The 16,786-nt window shown below is 62.2% G+C and carries 15 protein-coding genes and 1 pseudogene; 12 read left to right on the forward strand and 4 right to left on the reverse strand.

Going from position 1 to position 16,786, the window contains the following annotated elements; genetic code table 11:
• Positions 1-26 precede the first annotated feature (26 nt).
• A pseudogene (locus tag KI235_RS09085) lies at positions 27-832 on the forward strand (alpha/beta fold hydrolase).
• A gap of 157 nt (positions 833-989) precedes the next feature.
• Here the strand turns inward: KI235_RS09085 and dsbG are convergent.
• The 3 genes from dsbG to dsbD are packed head-to-tail and all read right to left on the reverse strand — an operon-like array spanning position 990 to position 4,329.
• Positions 990-1,757: a thiol:disulfide interchange protein DsbG gene (gene dsbG, locus KI235_RS09090; protein ID WP_003199498.1), complete on the reverse strand. Its 768-nt coding sequence runs from the start codon at positions 1,755-1,757 to the stop codon at positions 990-992.
• The gene (locus KI235_RS09095) at positions 1,733-2,602 is read right to left on the reverse strand and encodes a TlpA disulfide reductase family protein (protein ID WP_013692600.1); all 870 of its coding nucleotides are present in this window, start codon (positions 2,600-2,602) and stop codon (positions 1,733-1,735) included. Before KI235_RS09095 ends, dsbG begins: the two co-directional genes overlap by 25 nt.
• Positions 2,602-4,329: a protein-disulfide reductase DsbD gene (dsbD, locus tag KI235_RS09100; RefSeq protein ID WP_003199501.1), complete on the reverse strand. Its 1,728-nt coding sequence runs from the start codon at positions 4,327-4,329 to the stop codon at positions 2,602-2,604. The genes KI235_RS09095 and dsbD overlap by 1 nt, the downstream gene beginning before the upstream one ends.
• A 175-nt stretch (positions 4,330-4,504) precedes the next feature.
• On the opposite strand from dsbD, the gene KI235_RS09105 reads away from it, so the two are divergent.
• The 4 genes from KI235_RS09105 to KI235_RS09120 all read left to right on the forward strand — a co-directional run bounded on the left by KI235_RS09105 (position 4,505) and on the right by KI235_RS09120 (position 8,530).
• The gene (locus KI235_RS09105; RefSeq protein ID WP_013692602.1) at positions 4,505-5,185 is read left to right on the forward strand and encodes a response regulator; all 681 of its coding nucleotides are present in this window, start codon (positions 4,505-4,507) and stop codon (positions 5,183-5,185) included.
• On the forward strand, positions 5,182-6,513 hold the full coding sequence (locus KI235_RS09110; protein WP_013692603.1) for an ATP-binding protein: 1,332 nt from the start codon (positions 5,182-5,184) through the stop codon (positions 6,511-6,513). The genes KI235_RS09105 and KI235_RS09110 overlap by 4 nt, the downstream gene beginning before the upstream one ends.
• 292 nt (positions 6,514-6,805) lie before the next feature.
• Positions 6,806-8,218, forward strand: coding sequence for an aspartate aminotransferase family protein (locus KI235_RS09115; RefSeq protein WP_039012751.1), 1,413 nt, complete (start codon positions 6,806-6,808; stop codon positions 8,216-8,218).
• A gap of 84 nt (positions 8,219-8,302) precedes the next feature.
• Positions 8,303-8,530 carry an MbtH family protein gene (locus tag KI235_RS09120; protein WP_003199508.1) on the forward strand — a complete coding sequence of 76 codons (228 nt, stop codon included), beginning with the start codon at positions 8,303-8,305 and terminating at the stop codon, positions 8,528-8,530.
• A 188-nt stretch (positions 8,531-8,718) separates the two neighbouring features.
• Here KI235_RS09120 and KI235_RS09125 read toward each other — a convergent pair whose 3' ends face one another.
• Positions 8,719-9,537: a pyruvate, water dikinase regulatory protein gene (locus KI235_RS09125; protein ID WP_003199510.1), complete on the reverse strand. Its 819-nt coding sequence runs from the start codon at positions 9,535-9,537 to the stop codon at positions 8,719-8,721.
• Positions 9,538-9,721: 184 nt separating this feature from the next.
• On the opposite strand from KI235_RS09125, the gene ppsA reads away from it, so the two are divergent.
• The 7 genes from ppsA (at position 9,722) to sigX (ending at position 16,702) form a co-directional block, all read left to right on the forward strand.
• Positions 9,722-12,097 carry a phosphoenolpyruvate synthase gene (ppsA, locus tag KI235_RS09130; protein WP_212795646.1) on the forward strand — a complete coding sequence of 792 codons (2,376 nt, stop codon included), beginning with the start codon at positions 9,722-9,724 and terminating at the stop codon, positions 12,095-12,097.
• A 158-nt stretch (positions 12,098-12,255) separates the two neighbouring features.
• Positions 12,256-13,245: an alpha/beta fold hydrolase gene (locus KI235_RS09135; RefSeq protein WP_003199516.1), complete on the forward strand. Its 990-nt coding sequence runs from the start codon at positions 12,256-12,258 to the stop codon at positions 13,243-13,245.
• Between the two features lie 126 nt (positions 13,246-13,371).
• Positions 13,372-13,863 carry a ribonuclease E activity regulator RraA gene (gene rraA / locus KI235_RS09140; protein ID WP_003199517.1) on the forward strand — a complete coding sequence of 164 codons (492 nt, stop codon included), beginning with the start codon at positions 13,372-13,374 and terminating at the stop codon, positions 13,861-13,863.
• Positions 13,864-13,888: 25 nt separating this feature from the next.
• Complete coding sequence (locus KI235_RS09145) at positions 13,889-14,884, forward strand: zinc transporter ZntB (protein WP_003199519.1); 996 nt, start codon at positions 13,889-13,891, stop codon at positions 14,882-14,884.
• A 63-nt stretch (positions 14,885-14,947) separates the two neighbouring features.
• Positions 14,948-15,193, forward strand: coding sequence for a hypothetical protein (locus KI235_RS09150; RefSeq protein ID WP_003199521.1), 246 nt, complete (start codon positions 14,948-14,950; stop codon positions 15,191-15,193).
• Between the two features lie 2 nt (positions 15,194-15,195).
• Positions 15,196-16,020 carry a mechanosensitive ion channel domain-containing protein gene (locus tag KI235_RS09155; protein ID WP_003199523.1) on the forward strand — a complete coding sequence of 275 codons (825 nt, stop codon included), beginning with the start codon at positions 15,196-15,198 and terminating at the stop codon, positions 16,018-16,020.
• Between the two features lie 91 nt (positions 16,021-16,111).
• Positions 16,112-16,702 carry an RNA polymerase sigma factor SigX gene (gene sigX / locus KI235_RS09160; protein WP_003183614.1) on the forward strand — a complete coding sequence of 197 codons (591 nt, stop codon included), beginning with the start codon at positions 16,112-16,114 and terminating at the stop codon, positions 16,700-16,702.
• Positions 16,703-16,786: the final 84 nt, after the last annotated feature.

Raw genomic sequence — 16,786 nt, forward strand, 5'->3', positions numbered from 1 at the left:
TCCAGACACAAACAAGGAGGTCACCCATGCCCTTTTCAATCATTGACGGACAACCGCTTCACTACCTGGACCAAGGCCAGGGCCCGGTGGTGCTGCTGGGCAGCAGCTATCTGTGGGACCACACCATGTGGGCGCCGCAGATCGAGGTGTTGTCCCAACATTACCGGGTCATCGCCCTGGACTTGTGGGGGCACGGCCAGTCCGGGCGTTTGCCTGAGGGCATGACCTCCCTGGACGACCTGGCTCGTCAGGCATTGGCATTGATGGATCACCTGGGCATCGACTGTTTCAACCTGCTCGGGCTCTCGGTGGGCGGGATGTGGGGGCACGGCTGGCGCTGGCGGCGCCTGAGCGCGTGCTGTCGCTGGTATTGATGGACACCTACGTCGGTGTCGAGCCGGAACCGACCCGCCAGTACTACTTCTCGTTGTTCGACAAGATCGAAGCCAGCGGCAGCGTTCCCGAGCCGTTGCTGGACATCATCGTGCCAATCTTCTTCCGGCCGGGGATCGACCCGCAGTCGGCGCTCTATCAGCAGTTTCGCGCCGCGCTGGCCGCGTTGCCGACCGATCGCCTGCGCGACAGTATCGTGCCGCTGGGGCGGATCATTTTCGGTCGGGACGACATCCTGCCGCGCCTGCATGAACTGGATGCCAAGCGCACGGTGGTGATGTGTGGCGACCAGGACAAACCGCGTCCGCCGTCCGAGTCCATGGAGATGGCCGAGTTGATCGGTTGCCCACATATACTGATTCCGGAGGCGGGGCACATCTCCAACCTGGAGAACCCTGAATTCGTGAATCGGACATTGCTGGGGTTATTGCGCAACTGATCCGCCGTCATCGCGAACAGGGATTTTGTGACCGATGCAAAGCCCCTGTGGGAGCGAGCTTGCTCGCGATTGCGGTGTGTCTGTCATATCAATGCTGACTGATCTGCCGCTATCGCGAGCAAGCTCGCTCCCACAAGGGGTCTGCAGTGGAGGCCAGTCACTTGGGCCCGAGAATCTTCGCCAGTTTGTCCGGTGACGGCGCGCCTTGCTGTTGTTGCAGTTCGCCTTTTTCATCCAGATAGAAAATTGCCGGGGTGGCGGACAGTTCCAGTTCGTCCATCAACTGCTGGTTGGCGTCCAGTTTCGCCTGGATGGCCGGCGGTATGTCCTTGAGCGGTTTGAGCGGGCTGCCCTTGCCGGCCTTTTCATGCTCGGCCAGGGCTTTTTCCGGGTCCTTGGCCGCCAGCAAGGCAGCGGATTTACCCGGGCTGTCTTCGCGGATGATGCCCACCATGATGTGACGCAACTGCACCTTGCCGGCCTTGACCCAAGGCCGTGCCTGTTCCCAGAACATGTTGCAGTACGGGCAGTTCGGATCGCTGAACAGGTACACCGTGCGCGGTGCGTCCTTGTTGCCGTCGGCGATCCAGTTGCTGCCCTCCATCTTCGCCCAGATGGCCTTGGCCATCGGTGCATAAACCAGTTTTTGCAGTGGCTCGGCGCTCAGGTCCTTGCCGTCGGCGTCGTACAGGTTGCCCAGCAGGACGTGTTGCCCATCCGGGGTCAGGTACAGCGCCATGCCACGGTTCTGGTATTGCGCCGCGTAACCGCGCAAGCCGTCCGGCGCGTCGAAGGTGCCAACGATTTTTGCGCCCTTGGCTTCGATCTTCTTGATGGCTGCGGGCAATTCTTCGGCCTGGAGCAGCGGGGCCTGCGACAGTGCGGCGGCAACGGCCAGGGTCAGCAGGTGGCGGAGGCGGGGCATGGCGTTTTCCTTGTGGCGGAGTGGGGCGTCGTGGACGAGTCCGGCGTTTCGAAGTTTTCCAGGGCGCGAGCCAGGCTCGCTTCCGACAATTCCCCCAGGTGGCTGCCCAGCAGGCGGCCATCGGCGCTGTAGAACAGGGTCGTCGGCAGGGCCATGGAGCCGACAGCCTGGCCGAGACGACCGCTGCCATCGAACAACACGTTGTCCAGGCTCAGGCCTTGGGTGGCGAGGTAGGTGCTGACGCTTTGCATGCTTTCGGCCTGATTGACGAACAGGAAGGTCAGGTCTGGACGTTGTTGCTGGGCTTCTTCGAGCACCGGCATTTCACGCCGGCAGGGCGGGCACCAGGTGGCCCATAGATTGATCACCAGGGGGCCGCCCTGGTAATCGGTGAGTTTCACGGTCGCGCCGTCGGCGGTGCGCAGGGTGATGCCCGGCAGCCGGGTGCCTTGTTCATAAATCGTCAATGACAAGGTCGCCACCAGCCAGAACAGCAAGCCGCTGCCGACGCCAAAGCCCAATGGCCGGCGCAGGGGCGGACGGCGCCGGGCCCACAACAAGGCGCCAATCAGCAGCGCCACGATGCCCGGCCAGGCCAGGAAGCCACCGTCGCGCAGGTCGACGATCTGCCACGGGTCGTCCCGGTAATGTTGCCAATAGGCGACGACGAAGCCGATCCGTGCGGCCAGCAGGCCCAGTAGAAACAGCACGAACAGCACCGACTCGGGGTTTTCGCCACCGCGCTTGGCCACTCGCCAGCCCACGAAGGTCGCCAGCGCCAGGGCGCTGATGAGCAACAGGTGGTTGAGGGCGATGGCAAAGGTGCCCAAGGTAAACGTCAGCATCAGCGCGCGTCCCGGGTGAGGTTCCAGCGCTCCAGGAACGCCTTGGCGTCGACTTCCCCGGTGATCCGCTGGCTGCGGCGCTCTTCACCGTCGGCGCCGATCCACAGCAGGCTCGGCGGCCCCGGCACTTGGTAACGGCCCAGCAGTTCGCGGCTGGCAGGGCTGTCGGCGGTGACGTCCAGGCGCAGCAGGCGCACACCGCTCAGGGCGTCGAGCACTTCGCTGCGGCCGAAGACCTGTTTTTCCATGATCTTGCAGGACACGCACCAATCGGCGTAGTAGTCCAGCAGCACCCACTGGCCCTGGGCCTTGGCGGCGTCCAGTTCCCGTTGCAGGGTGGCGGGCTCGTTGACCGTGACGAACGCATCGTGGGCACTGACGGTCGCGCGGCCTTCGGTGCCGGCATAGACCTTCAGGGGCTGGAAGAAGTCATCGCCGCCGCCTGCTGCGCCAATCACCAGCAGGCTGCCCCACAGGCCGAACAGCAACGAGGCGCTGCCGCAGACATAGGCGATGCGGCCGAACCCTTCGGTCTGGCGCCAGGCGCTGTAGGCGGCAATCAACATCAGCACGCCCCACAGGCCGACCCACAACGAACCGTCGATGATCGGACGAATCATCAGCAGCGCGGTGCCCAGGAACAGGAAGCCGAACACGCCCTTGAGCAGGTCCATCCAGGCACCGGGCTTGGGCAGGAAGCGGTTGCCCACGGTCACCAACAGCAACAGTGGCAGGCCCATGCCGATGCCCATGGTGAACAGGATCAGCCCGCCGTGCAGCGCATTGCCGCTCTGGGCGATATACAACAGCGCGCCAGCCAGCGGCGCGGTCATGCACGGGCCCACCAACAGGCCGGACAGCGCCCCGAGAATACCGGCGCCTACCAGGCTGCCACCGCGCTGCTGGCGCCCGGCGTTTTCCAGGCGGTCACGCAGGGCGGCCGGCAATTGCAATTCGAAGAAGCCGAACATCGGCAGTGCCAGCAACACGAACACGGCCGCGAAGCTGCCCAGCAGCCACGGTTGTTGCAGCAGCGCCTGAAGATTGGCCCCCAACAGCGCGGCGAGCACACCCATGGCGGCGTACACCAGGGCCATGCTGATCACGTAGCTGCCGGCCAAGGCCAGGCCGCGTCTCGGCCCGGCACCGCTGCCCACCACCAGCCCGGCCAAAATCGGCAGCATCGGCAGCGAACAGGGGGTGAACGCCAGCAGCAGACCCAGGCCGAAGAACACCAGCAGGCTCCAGCCCAAGGCCCGTTGTTGCAGGCCGCTGGCCAGGGCCTGGTCCGGCGCCTCGCCGCTGGCCGCCACCGGTGCGCTGCCCCCCAGGTCGACCACTTGGGTCTGGGGTGGATAGCACAGGCCGGCGTCGGCGCAGCCTTGGAAGCCGACCTTGATCTTGCCCGTGGCACCGGCCGGAATCTTCAGCTCCAGCGCCTGGCGATAGACCTGCTGGTCGCCGAAAAACTCGTCGCTGTGGGCTTCACCCTCCGGCAGCTTGGGTTTCTGCGCCTCGGCCAGGCCATCGAACTTGAGGCGCTGCTGATACAGGTAGTACCCATCGGCGATCTGCCAGAACAGCTGGGTTTCACCGGAGTCCAGGCGTTCGGAGGTAAACACGAACGCCTTTTCCACCGGCAGGAAATCGGGTTTGGTCTCGAAGGGATTGGCGGCCTGGGCCAGGCCCGAGATCAGGAACAGCCACAGCAAAAACAATCGACGCATGGATAAAGCCTTAGAACGAAGCAAGTGGAAAACACAATGGCGGCTGGCGATTAACCGTCGATTAACCCGACGACGGCCGGCAGGCGCCAATGATCGCCCATGTTGGCCGTACTCGTCGCATAATGTCGGCTTAATCGGCCGGCGGCCTAATGTACCTTTTTCCACGGGGCTTACCATGCGCGTACTGGTCTGCGAAGACGATGAGTTGATTGCCAGCGGGATCGTTGCCGGCCTTACGGCGCAGGGCCTGACCGTCGAGCACGTCGCCACTGCATCGGCGGCGCGGGCGATGGTCGGCGTGGCGGAATTCGATGTCATGGTGCTGGACTTGGGATTGCCCGACGAGGACGGTCTCAAACTGCTCAGGCAGTTGCGTCAGCAGGGGCTGGAGACGCCGGTGCTGATCCTCACCGCCCGGGACTCGGTGACCGACCGGGTCGACGGCTTGCAGGCCGGCGCCGATGACTACCTGCTCAAACCCTTCGACCTGCGCGAACTTGCGGCGCGCCTGCACACGTTGCTGCGGCGCGTGGCGGGGCGCAGCGTCAACCTGATCGAACACGGTCGCCTGACCTATGACCCCAGCAGTCGGGAAACCACCCTGGACGGCCAACCGGTGGATCTGTCCCGGCGCGAGCAATCGCTGTTGCAGGCACTGTTGCACAGTCGCGGCAGGGTGCTGTCCACTGAACAGCTCAAGGACAGCGTCTACGGGTTCAACGACGAACTGGAAAGCAACGCCCTCAACGTCCATATCCATCACCTGCGGCGCAAGTTGGGTAACGGGATTGTCGAGACCGTGCGTGGCCTGGGCTATCGCCTGGGGCCGGCCGAAGGTGGAGAGTCTTCCAAGTGATGAGCCTGCGACTGCGCCTGAGCCTGACCCTCGGCGCGGCCTTTGCCCTGATCTGGGCCCTGGCCGCGGCGTGGATGCTCAGCGACCTGCGCAACCAGATGATGTTTTCCCTCGACCAGCGCCTGGTGGCTTCGGCGCGGATGGTCGCCGGGTTGCTGGAACAGATGCCACCGTTGCCGAGCAAGGGCGACGGCACGCATTTGAGCTCCGAGCAATTGAGCATTCCAGGCGGCATGGCCTGTCAGGTCAGTTCCTTGCGCGGCGAGATTCTGGCCCGCAGCCACGGCACCCCGGAGCAAACCCTGGAAGCCGAGAAAATGGGCTTCCACGACCAGATGATCGACGGCGCGCCCTGGCGCAGCTTCACCCTGGCCCGGGGCGATTTGCGCATCACCACCGCCGACCGCCAGATCGAACGCGAAGCCCTGAACATGTCGATACTGTTGGCCGCCTCGGTGCCGGTGGGCGTGGCGCTGCTCGGTTGCCTGTGCCTGTTGTGGCTCGGCATCGGCCAGGGCCTGGCACCGCTCAATCGCATTCGCGATGCGCTGATGCGGCGTAGCGCCGATTCCCTGGAGCCCTTGCAGATCCATCCACTGCCCAGCGAATTGCGACCGCTGCTGGAGACCCAGAACCAGTTGTTCCAGCGCATCGGCAAGACCATCGAGCGTGAGCGCCGGCTGACCGGCGACGCCGCCCACGAGCTGCGTAGCCCGCTGACCGCGATCAAGACGCACCTGCAAGTGGCGCGCATGACCGAAGGCGCCGCCCGCGACCAGTCCCTGGCTCGGGCCGAGGAGGGCGCCGACCGCATGCACCGCACACTCGAACAGTTGCTGTTGCTGGCGCGGGTCGAAGGCAGCCTGTCGTTCGACGATGGCGTGCAATGCAACGCCGAGCAGGTCGCCCGACTGGCGATCCAGGATGCCGTCAGCAGTGATTCGCGGCGGATCAGGCTGCACGTATCCCCAGGGTTGTCCGATGCACCGGTGCAGATGCCGGCGGTGCTCTCCATCGCCGCCTTGCGCAACCTGCTGGATAACGCCCTGCGCCATACCCCGGACGATACCGATGTGGAGCTGAGCCTGGAGATGGTCGGCCAGCGCGTGCGCTTCCAGGTCCGCGACCACGGCCCCGGCATCGCCGCCGACGACATCCAGCACCTGACCCAGCGCTTCTGGCGCAATGGCCAGAGCACCGGCTGCGGACTGGGGCTGGCGATCGTCCAGGCCATCGTCCAGCGTTGCGGCTGCGGCCTGCATTTCGACACGCGCCCGGATGGGTTGCGGGTCGAGTTGACGGTGCCGGTGCAGGTGTTACCGGCCTGATTCACTCCAACAATGGCCTGTGCAACGGCTCTGTGGGAGCAAAGCTTGCTCGCGATGGCATCACCTTGGCCGACAGTCAGGCCGAGGTGCCTGCATCGCGAGCAAGCTTTGCTCCCACAGGCTTCATGAACAAGCCACTGATCGCGTCGACCCGCAAAGTTCTGCCCGAGAGTAAATCCCTGCGTTGCTGATGCGTTTCCACAACAGGAAACCTGCATGTGCGCTCCGACCGGAGATGCACCTGTGCGGTGTGTCGTTGGGTCATTACTTCAGTGTATTGCGGGGTCGAGGGATGTCAGTCGCCAACAGTCTTATCGAAGCACAGCCGGCCCGGGTCAGCCCTGCGCCGGTCGAGACGCTCTACCAGTTCAATGAGTCGCCGCTGCTGGCCCGCCAGAATCGGCAGGAGTCCAACGCCCGCAGCTACCCAAGGCGGATTCCCCTGGCCCTCAAGCGTGCCAAGGGGCTGTATGTCGAGGACGTCGAGGGTCGCACCTTCATCGACTGCCTGGCCGGCGCCGGCACCTTGGCGCTGGGGCATAACCATCCGGTGGTGATCGAAGCGATCCAGCAGGTGCTGGCCGATGAGCTGCCCTTGCATACCCTGGACCTGACCACGCCGGTCAAGGACCGTTTTGTCCAGGACCTGTTCGGCTTGTTGCCGGCAGAGCTGGCCGCCGAGGCGAAGATCCAGTTCTGCGGCCCCACCGGCACCGACGCGGTGGAAGCCGCCCTCAAGCTGGTACGCACCGCCACCGGCCGCAGCACCGTGCTGTCGTTCCAGGGCGGTTATCACGGCATGAGCCAAGGGGCGTTGAGCCTGATGGGCAGCCTGGGGCCGAAGAAACCCTTGGGCGCCTTGCTCAGCAGCGGCGTGCAGTTCATGCCCTATCCCTACGATTACCGCTGCCCGTTCGGACTGGGTGGTGTCGAAGGCGTGAAGGCCAATCTGCATTACCTGGAAAACCTGCTGAATGACCCCGAGGCCGGCGTGCAATTGCCGGCAGCCGTCATCGTCGAAGTGGTGCAGGGCGAGGGCGGGGTGATTCCCGCTGATCTGGACTGGCTACGCGGTTTGCGGCGGATCACCGAGCAGGCGGGGGTGGCGTTGATCGTCGACGAAATCCAGAGCGGCTTTGGCCGTACCGGCAAGATGTTTGCGTTCGAGCACGCCGGGATCATCCCGGACGTGGTCGTGCTGTCCAAGGCCATCGGTGGCAGCCTGCCCCTGGCGGTGGTGGTTTATCGCGATTGGCTCGACACCTGGCTGCCGGGCGCTCACGCCGGGACCTTCCGTGGCAATCAGATGGCCATGGCCGCCGGTTCCGCAGTGATGCGCTATCTGCAGGAGCACGACCTGCCGGCCCACGCCGCGGCCATGGGTTTACGCTTGAGCGAGCACCTGCGCATCCTGCAGCGAGACTTCCCGCAACTGGGCGATATCCGCGGTCGCGGGTTGATGCTCGGCGTCGAACTGGTGGATCCGGCGGGTAAGCCTGACGCCCTGGGCCATCCGCCGGTACATGCACGGCTGGCGCCACAGCTGCAACGTGAATGCCTCAAGCGCGGGCTGATCCTGGAACTGGGTGGCCGGCAAGGCGGCGTGGTGCGGTTCCTGCCACCGCTGATCATCACAAAGGCGGAAATCGACCGGGTTGCCGAGATTTTCGGGCGAGCCCTGCAGGCGGCGGTCGTCGAGGCCTAATTTTCACCCCGGCCCGTACGTTCCTTTCATATCCTGGCTGCGCAGATGCCGCCGCGAACCTCGAGCAAAGATGGAGAGACACCCATGACTTCAGTATTCGACCGCGAGGACATCGTCTTTCAGGTCGTGGTCAACCACGAAGAACAGTATTCGATCTGGCCAGACTACAAGGTCGTCCCAGAAGGCTGGCGCACCGTCGGCAAAAGCGGGTTCAAGAAGGAATGCCTGGCCTACATCGAAGAAGTCTGGACCGACATGCGCCCGCTGAGCCTGCGCAAGAAGATGGAAGAGCAGGCGGCTGTGGCTCATTGAGGTAGAACCTGTGGGAGCAAGCTTCCACAGGAGGAAAGCAGGGGGAATACAAATCCTGAAGTCATACCAGAACCAATGTGGGAGCGAGCTTGCTCGCGATTGGGGAGTGTCAGGCAACATTCATGCGGCTGACACACCGCAATCGCGAGCAAGCTCGCTCCCACAGGTTTTTGCTTCAGGCCTCTACCTCACTTGAACCGCCGCTCCACCCCTTTCTCCACCAGGATCTTCGCCGAAATCTCTTCCACGGAAAAATGCGTGGAATTGATGTGCGGAATATTCTCCCGCCGGAACAGGTTTTCCACCTCGCGCACTTCGAACTCGCACTGGGCATAGCTCGAATAGCGGCTGTTGGGCTTGCGCTCGTTGCGGATCGCGGTAAGGCGGTCCGGGTCGATGGTCAGGCCGAACAGCTTGTGCTGGTGGGCGCGCAGGGCGCTGGGCAGTTGCAGGCGCTCCATGTCGTCTTCGGTCAGCGGGTAGTTGGCCGCACGGATGCCGAACTGCATCGCCATGTACAGACACGTCGGCGTCTTACCACAGCGCGACACCCCCACCAGGATCAGGTCGGCCTTGTCGTAATAATGCGTGCGCGCGCCGTCATCGTTGTCCAGCGCGAAGTTGACCGCCTCGATCCGCTCCATGTAGTTGGAGTTGTGGCCGATGGAGTGGGATTTGCCGACCGAGTAGGAGGAATGCTCGCTCAGTTCCTGCTCCAGGGGAGCCAGGAACGTGGAAAAAATGTCGATCATGAAACCATTGGACGTTGCGAGAATCTCACGGATGTCCTGATTGACGATGGTATCGAAGATAATCGGGCGGAAACCGTCGGTTTCGGCGGCTTTATTGATTTGCTGTACCATGGCCCGCGCCTTGTCGACGCTGTCGATGTACGGCCGTATGAATTTGGCGAAGGTAATGTTTTCGAACTGTGCCAACAGGCTTTGGCCTAGCGTTTCGGCCGTAATGCCGGTGCCGTCGGAGATAAAGAAAGCAGATCGTTTCATTTGCGCCTTGGGCCTTAAGCTAGTGAGCTAGTGACGATTCTTGGATATGATAGGCGCGATTTGCTGGCCGCCAGTGGTCCGCATTCTCACTTATTTTCCAGGTCCAGGCCATATCGCCGGTCATCGCTCCCCTGGAGCCACCGGTGCCTTGAGCTTTTCCAACACAGTTAGTGGAGAGATCACCTTGGTAGAGTACGTAGTTTCCCTCGATAAGCTCGGCGTCCATGATGTGGAGCATGTGGGGGGCAAGAACGCATCCCTGGGCGAGATGATCAGCAACCTCGCCGGTGCCGGCGTATCGGTGCCAGGTGGCTTCGCCACGACCGCCCAGGCTTATCGTGATTTCCTGGAACTGAGCGGCCTGAACAAGCAGATCCACGATGCGCTCGATGCCCTGGACGTCGATGACGTCAATGCCCTGGCCAAGACTGGTGCCCAGATCCGCCAATGGATCATGGAAGCCGAGTTCCCCGAGAAACTGAACGCCGAGATCCGCACCGCTTTCGCCAAGCTGTCCGAAGGTAATCCCGACATCGCCGTCGCCGTGCGTTCCTCGGCCACCGCCGAAGACCTGCCGGACGCCTCCTTCGCCGGCCAGCAGGAAACCTTCCTGAACATTCGTGGCGTGGAAAACGTCATCCGCGCCGCCAAGGAAGTCTTTGCCTCCCTTTTCAACGACCGTGCCATTTCCTACCGCGTGCACCAGGGCTTCGACCACAAGCTGGTTGCCCTGTCCGCCGGTGTGCAGCGCATGGTCCGCTCCGAAACCGGCACCGCCGGCGTGATGTTCACCCTCGACACCGAGTCGGGCTTCCGTGACGTGGTGTTCATCACCGGCGCCTACGGCCTGGGTGAAACCGTCGTGCAGGGCGCGGTGAACCCGGATGAGTTCTACGTCCACAAAGGCACGCTGCAAGCCGGTCGCCCGGCCATCCTGCGCCGCAACCTGGGCAGCAAGGCCATCAAGATGATCTACGGCGACGAAGCCAAGGCCGGTCGTTCGGTGAAGACCGTCGACGTGGACAAGGCCGAGCGCGCGCGTTTCTGCCTGAGTGACGCCGAAGTCAGCGAACTGGCCAAGCAGGCGATGATCATCGAACAGCACTACAAGTGCCCGATGGACATCGAATGGGCCAAGGACGGTGACGACGGCAAGCTGTACATCGTGCAAGCCCGCCCGGAAACCGTGAAGAGCCGCACCCAGGCCAACGTCATGGAGCGCTACCTGCTCAAGGAAACCGGCACCGTGCTGGTGGAAGGCCGCGCCATCGGCCAGCGCATCGGCGCCGGCAAGGTGCGGATCATCAAGGACGTCTCGGAGATGGACAAGGTCCAGGCCGGTGACGTACTGGTCTCCGACATGACCGACCCGGACTGGGAACCGGTGATGAAGCGCGCCAGCGCCATCGTCACCAACCGCGGCGGGCGTACCTGCCACGCGGCGATCATCGCCCGTGAACTGGGGATCCCAGCAGTGGTCGGTTGCGGCAACGCCACCGAACTGCTCAAGGATGGCCAGGGTGTGACCGTGTCCTGCGCCGAAGGCGATACCGGCTACATCTTCGAAGGCGAACTGGGCTTCGACATCAAGAAGAACTCCGTGGACGCCATGCCGGACCTGCCGTTCAAGATCATGATGAACGTCGGCAACCCGGACCGCGCCTTCGACTTCGCGCAGCTGCCGAACGCTGGCGTGGGCCTGGCCCGCCTGGAGTTCATCATCAATCGCATGATCGGCGTGCACCCCAAGGCGCTGCTGAACTACGACGGCCTGCCGCAGGAAATCAAGGACAGCGTCGACAAGCGCATTGCCGGTTACAACGATCCGGTCGGTTTCTACGTCGAGAAGCTGGTGGAAGGCATCAGCACCCTGGCCGCAGCGTTCTGGCCGAAAAAGGTCATCGTGCGCCTGTCGGACTTCAAGTCCAACGAATACGCCAACCTGATCGGCGGCAAGCTTTACGAGCCGGAAGAAGAAAACCCGATGCTGGGCTTCCGTGGCGCTTCGCGCTACATCAGCGAAGCGTTCCGTGACTGCTTCGAACTCGAGTGCCGCGCCCTCAAGCGCGTGCGCAACGAGATGGGCCTGACCAACGTCGAGATCATGGTGCCGTTCGTCCGGACCCTGGGCGAAGCGAGCCAGGTCGTCGACCTGCTGGCGGAAAACGGCCTGGCCCGTGGCGAAAACGGCCTGCGCGTGATCATGATGTGCGAGCTGCCGTCCAACACGATCCTGGCTGAAGAATTCCTCGAGTTCTTCGACGGCTTCTCCATCGGTTCCAACGACCTGACCCAGCTGACCCTGGGCCTGGACCGCGACTCCGGGATCATCGCGCACCTGTTCGACGAGCGGAATCCGGCGGTCAAGAAGCTGCTGGCCAACGCCATCGCCGCCTGCAACAAGGCTGGCAAGTACATCGGCATCTGCGGCCAGGGCCCTTCGGACCACCCGGACCTGGCCAAGTGGCTGATGGAGCAGGGCATCGAAAGCGTTTCGTTGAACCCGGACTCCGTGTTGGAAACCTGGTTCTTCCTGGCTGAGGGTCAGGCGGCGGTCTGATCGAGTGAAGGGGCCTCACCGGTAATGTAAGCCGGGTAACCTTTGTGGGAGCGAGCTTGCTCGCGATAGCGGAGTGTCAGCCAAGATTGTTTTGCTGATCCACCGCCATCGCGAGCAAGCTCGCTCCCACAGTCGTCTTTTTTTTGTGCAAGAAGATCATGCAAAGCAGCAGCAACCTTTTTCCTGTCGCCCTGATCAGCGCCGAGCGGCGCGGTGATCTGAGCGAAGATGTCTATCGCTTGAAACCCGGCAACAGCCCGGACGCCAGCGTCGAACTGGCCGTCACCCGGCTGGGCATGGCCGACGCCTGCGAAACCCGTGGGGTCCCGGTGATCCTGTTGCACGGCAGTTTTTCCAATCGGCGTTTCTGGTATTCCCCCAAGGGCCTGGGCCTGGGCGCGTACCTGGCACGCCTGGGGTTCGATGTCTGGATTCCCGAGATGCGCGGCCATGGGTTGTCCCAGCGCAACCAGGGCTATCGCAACAATCGCGTGGCCGACTACGCCCGCTACGACTTGCCGGCCATTGGCGCCTTCGTGCGTGAGCAGAGTGGGCAAGTGCCCCACTGGATCGGTCACTCCCTGGGTGGCATCACCCTGGCGGCCGCCTTGGGCGGCCATTACCTGGGCGAGCCGGCGGTGGCTTCGGCGGCGTTCTTTGGTACCCAGGTCAGCCGTACCTACTGGCCGTTGAAGATTCCGCCAGTGGAGTGGAGCGGTCGCTTCATCCTCAAGCGTTTTGCTCAATTGTCCGGTTCAAGGCTCAAGCGCGGCCCCGAGGACGAGCCCATCGGCCTGGCCCTGGAAAGCATGCGCTGGTACGGCCTGTTCGGACGTTTCGGCGATGCCGAGAAGAACTGGTGGGCCGGGTTGGCCGATGTCCAGTTGCCGGTGTTGGCGGTGAGTGCCACAGGCGATCACCAGGACCCGACCTGGGCGTGCCGCAAGCTCTTCGACCAGATTGGTTCCGAGCACAAGCAGTTTGTCTGCCTGGGCCGGGGACAGGGTTTCACCGAAGACTTCGGTCACGTCGAGATGCTGGTCAGCAAGGCTGCGCATCTTGAAGTCTGGCCGCTGGTGGCGCGTTGGCTCAAGGATCAGCAGGCCCCTTTGCTGGCCGAACAGCCCCAGTTGGCCGAGGCGGTTTGAGGCGAAGGCTCTGACAAGGGCATTTCGCTCTGGTCGGCTTGCGGCTAAGATATGACGCTTCAAGCGGTTCCAGTCACAAACGGTTGCTCATTCAGTCCGACGTTCCAGCCTTTCAGGAGTTGTTCGATGAACCATTACCTCACGCCCGACCTGTGCGACGCCTACCCGGAACTGGTACAGGTGTTGGAGCCGATGTTCAGCAATTTCGGCGGCCGCGATTCCTTCGGCGGCGAAATCGTGACCATCAAGTGCTTCGAGGACAACTCGCGGGTCAAGGAGCAGGTTGAACTCAAGGGCAACGGCAAGGTGCTGGTGGTCGATGGCGGCGGTTCCCTGCGTCGGGCGCTGCTGGGGGACATGCTGGCGGAAAAAGCCGCGAAAAACGGCTGGGAAGGGCTGGTGGTCTACGGTTGCATCCGCGACGTCGACATCATCGCCCAGACGGACCTCGGGGTTCAGGCCCTGGCCAGTCACCCGATGAAGACCGACCGGCGTGGCGTCGGCGAGCTCAATGTGCCGGTGACCTTTGCCGGCGTGACGTTTCGCCCGGGCGAGTATGTCTATGCGGACAATAACGGCGTAATCGTCTCGCCAAGCCCGCTGAAAATGCCTGAATGAAGCAGTACAGCCATAAGGGATGAGGATGTTCGAGGAAGAAAACGCGCAATGGGGGCTGGTGCATGCCCTGGTGCTGGACGGTAAAGGCGGCGCGCGTTCCATAGCCCGGACCGAACTGGACGATTTGCAGTTGCAGGCCCATGAAAGCCTGTGGCTGCACTGGGATCGCAGTCATCCGCAAACCCACACCTGGCTGCGCAAATCCAGCGGCCTGAGCGAATTCAACTGCGACTTGCTGCTCGAAGAGAACACCCGGCCGCGCTTGTTGCCGTTGCCCAACGCCGAACTGCTGCTGTTCCTGCGGGGGATCAACCTCAACCCGGGTGCCGAGCCTGAAGACATGGTGTCGGTACGGATCTTTGCGTCTGCCCAGCGGGTGATCTCCCTGCGCCTGCGTCCGTTGCGCGCCACCGATGAGCTGCTGGCGCAGCTGGCCGAGGGCAAGGGTCCGAAAACGGCGTCCGAACTCATCCTCTACATGGCGCAATACCTCACCAATAAGGTGCAGGACCTGGTCACCTGCCTCTCCGAAATCGTCGATACCGAGGAAGAAAAACTCGATACCGACGAACGGTATACCCCTGAGCACGACGCCATTTTGCACATCCGTCGAAGGGCTGCCGGGCTCAAGCGATTCCTGGCGCCACAGCGGGACATCTTCGGCCAGATGACGCGGCTCAAACTGCCATGGTTTTGCGACGATGACGGCGACTACTGGAACGAATTGAACAACAGCCTGACCCGTTACCTCGAGGAGCTGGAATTGACCCGAGAGCGCGTGGGGCTTGTGCTGGAGGCCGAAGACCGGCGCCTTTCGGTGCGCATGAACCGCACCATGTACCGCTTCGGTATCGTCACCGGGATTTTCCTGCCGATGAGTTTTCTCACCGGCCTTCTGGGTATCAATGTCGGCGGCATTCCGTTTTCCGCAAGCCCCTACGGTTTCATGGTCGCCTGCCTGCTGATGATCTGCGTGGCGCTGGGGCAGTGGTGGTTGTTCCGTCGTTTGCGCTGGGTGTGATGGGGTTTCATGTGACCCGACGAAATTTGATCGCGTCTTCCACAGACATCACGAGAGGTGCGTATGCACGATCCGTTTGAACAGTCTTTGCGCGACATGCTCAAGGCTTCGCCGTCCAGCCGGGACGACGATGCATGCCTGGGACGTGTACTGAAAACCGCCAACCGCCAGGTCGGCGCAGGTGATCTGTTCAGCCTGCTGGGCCGCTGGTTGCCCGCGCTGATGATCGCCCTGAATAACGGATCGGCCCATCTCTCGCCGGTTTCCCGCCGTAAACCTGTTACTCGCACCGCTGATAAGGCTGATTGAATATGGAACTTGATCTCTGGACCCAGAGCCTCGTCACGGCGATGACTGCGTTGTGGACCAAAGTAGCTAACTTCATCCCGAACCTCTTTGGCGCCCTGGTGGTGCTGCTGTTGGGCTTTGTCGTGGCCAAGCTGCTGGACACGCTGCTGTCCAAGCTGCTTGCCAAGCTGGGCCTCGATCGCCTGATGGGCGGCACCGGCCTGACCAAGTTGCTGTCCCGTGGTGGCATCCAGGTACCGATCTCGACCCTGGTCGGCAAGATCGTGTATTGGTTCGTATTGCTGATTTTCCTGGTTTCGGCAGCAGAATCCCTTGGCCTTGAGCGAGTTTCGGCTACGCTCGATATGCTCGCATTGTATTTGCCGAAGGTTTTTGGTGCTGCGCTGGTGTTGCTGGTCGGCGTTCTGCTGGCGCAACTGGCCAATGGGCTGGTGCGCGGCGCGGCCGAGGGCGTTGGGCTGGACTACGCCGCTGGCGTAGGGCGAATTGCTCAGGGCCTGGTGATCATCATCAGTATTTCGGTGGCGATCAGCCAGTTGGAGGTCAAGACTGACCTGCTCAACCACGTGATCGTGATCGTTTTGATTACCGTTGGTCTGGCGGTTGCGCTGGCAATGGGATTGGGGAGTCGTGAAATCGCCGGTCAGATCCTGGCGGGAATCTATGTGCGTGAATTGTATGAGGTTGGGCAACAAGTGCGTGTTGGCGAGGTCGAAGGCCAGATCGAAGAGATTGGCACGGTGAAGACCACATTGCTGACCGAGGAGGGCGAGCTGGTGTCGCTTTCCAATCGGATCCTGCTGGAACAGCATGTGAGTAGCCGCTAACCCGGCAAACCCTGCTAATGTATGCCGCCGCAAAATGCCTGCTATCGCAGGCTGCGGCGCACATTGACCTAGACTGTCGGCCCGACTTGTTTTGAACAAACCCCAATCGCTATCTACGCGCTACGACCCCCGTGATCTCTCCGATGAGGAGTTGGTCGCGCGCGCGCATACCGAGCTGTTTCACGTAACGCGCGCCTATGAAGAATTGATGCGCCGCTACCAGAGAACATTATTTAACGTTTGTGCACGATATCTTGGGAACGATCGCGATGCTGACGATGTCTGTCAGGAGGTGATGTTGAAGGTGCTGTATGGGTTGAAGAACTTCGAGGGGAAATCGAAGTTCAAGACCTGGCTCTACAGCATCACCTACAACGAATGCATCACGCAGTATCGCAAGGAACGGCGAAAGCGCCGCTTGATGGACGCTTTGAGCCTGGATCCTCTGGAGGAAGCGTCGGAAGATAAGGCGCCCAAGCCCGAGGAGAAGGGGGGACTCGATCGCTGGCTGGTCTATGTGAACCCGATCGATCGGGAAATTCTGGTGCTACGATTTGTCGCAGAGCTGGAATTCCAGGAGATCGCAGACATAATGCATATGGGTTTGAGCGCGACAAAAATGCGTTACAAGCGCGCTCTTGACAAATTGCGTGAGAAATTTGCAGGCATTGCTGAAACTTAAGTTCGGCGCAAATATCTCTTACGTGTAGGCAAGTTCTGTTAGACTTGCCGCCGAGTTGTCCCCCGGTTTGCGGGACTGCTTCAC

This window comes from Pseudomonas sp. St386 (assembly GCF_018325865.1).
In the GTDB taxonomy this organism is placed as follows: domain Bacteria; phylum Pseudomonadota; class Gammaproteobacteria; order Pseudomonadales; family Pseudomonadaceae; genus Aquipseudomonas; species Aquipseudomonas brassicacearum.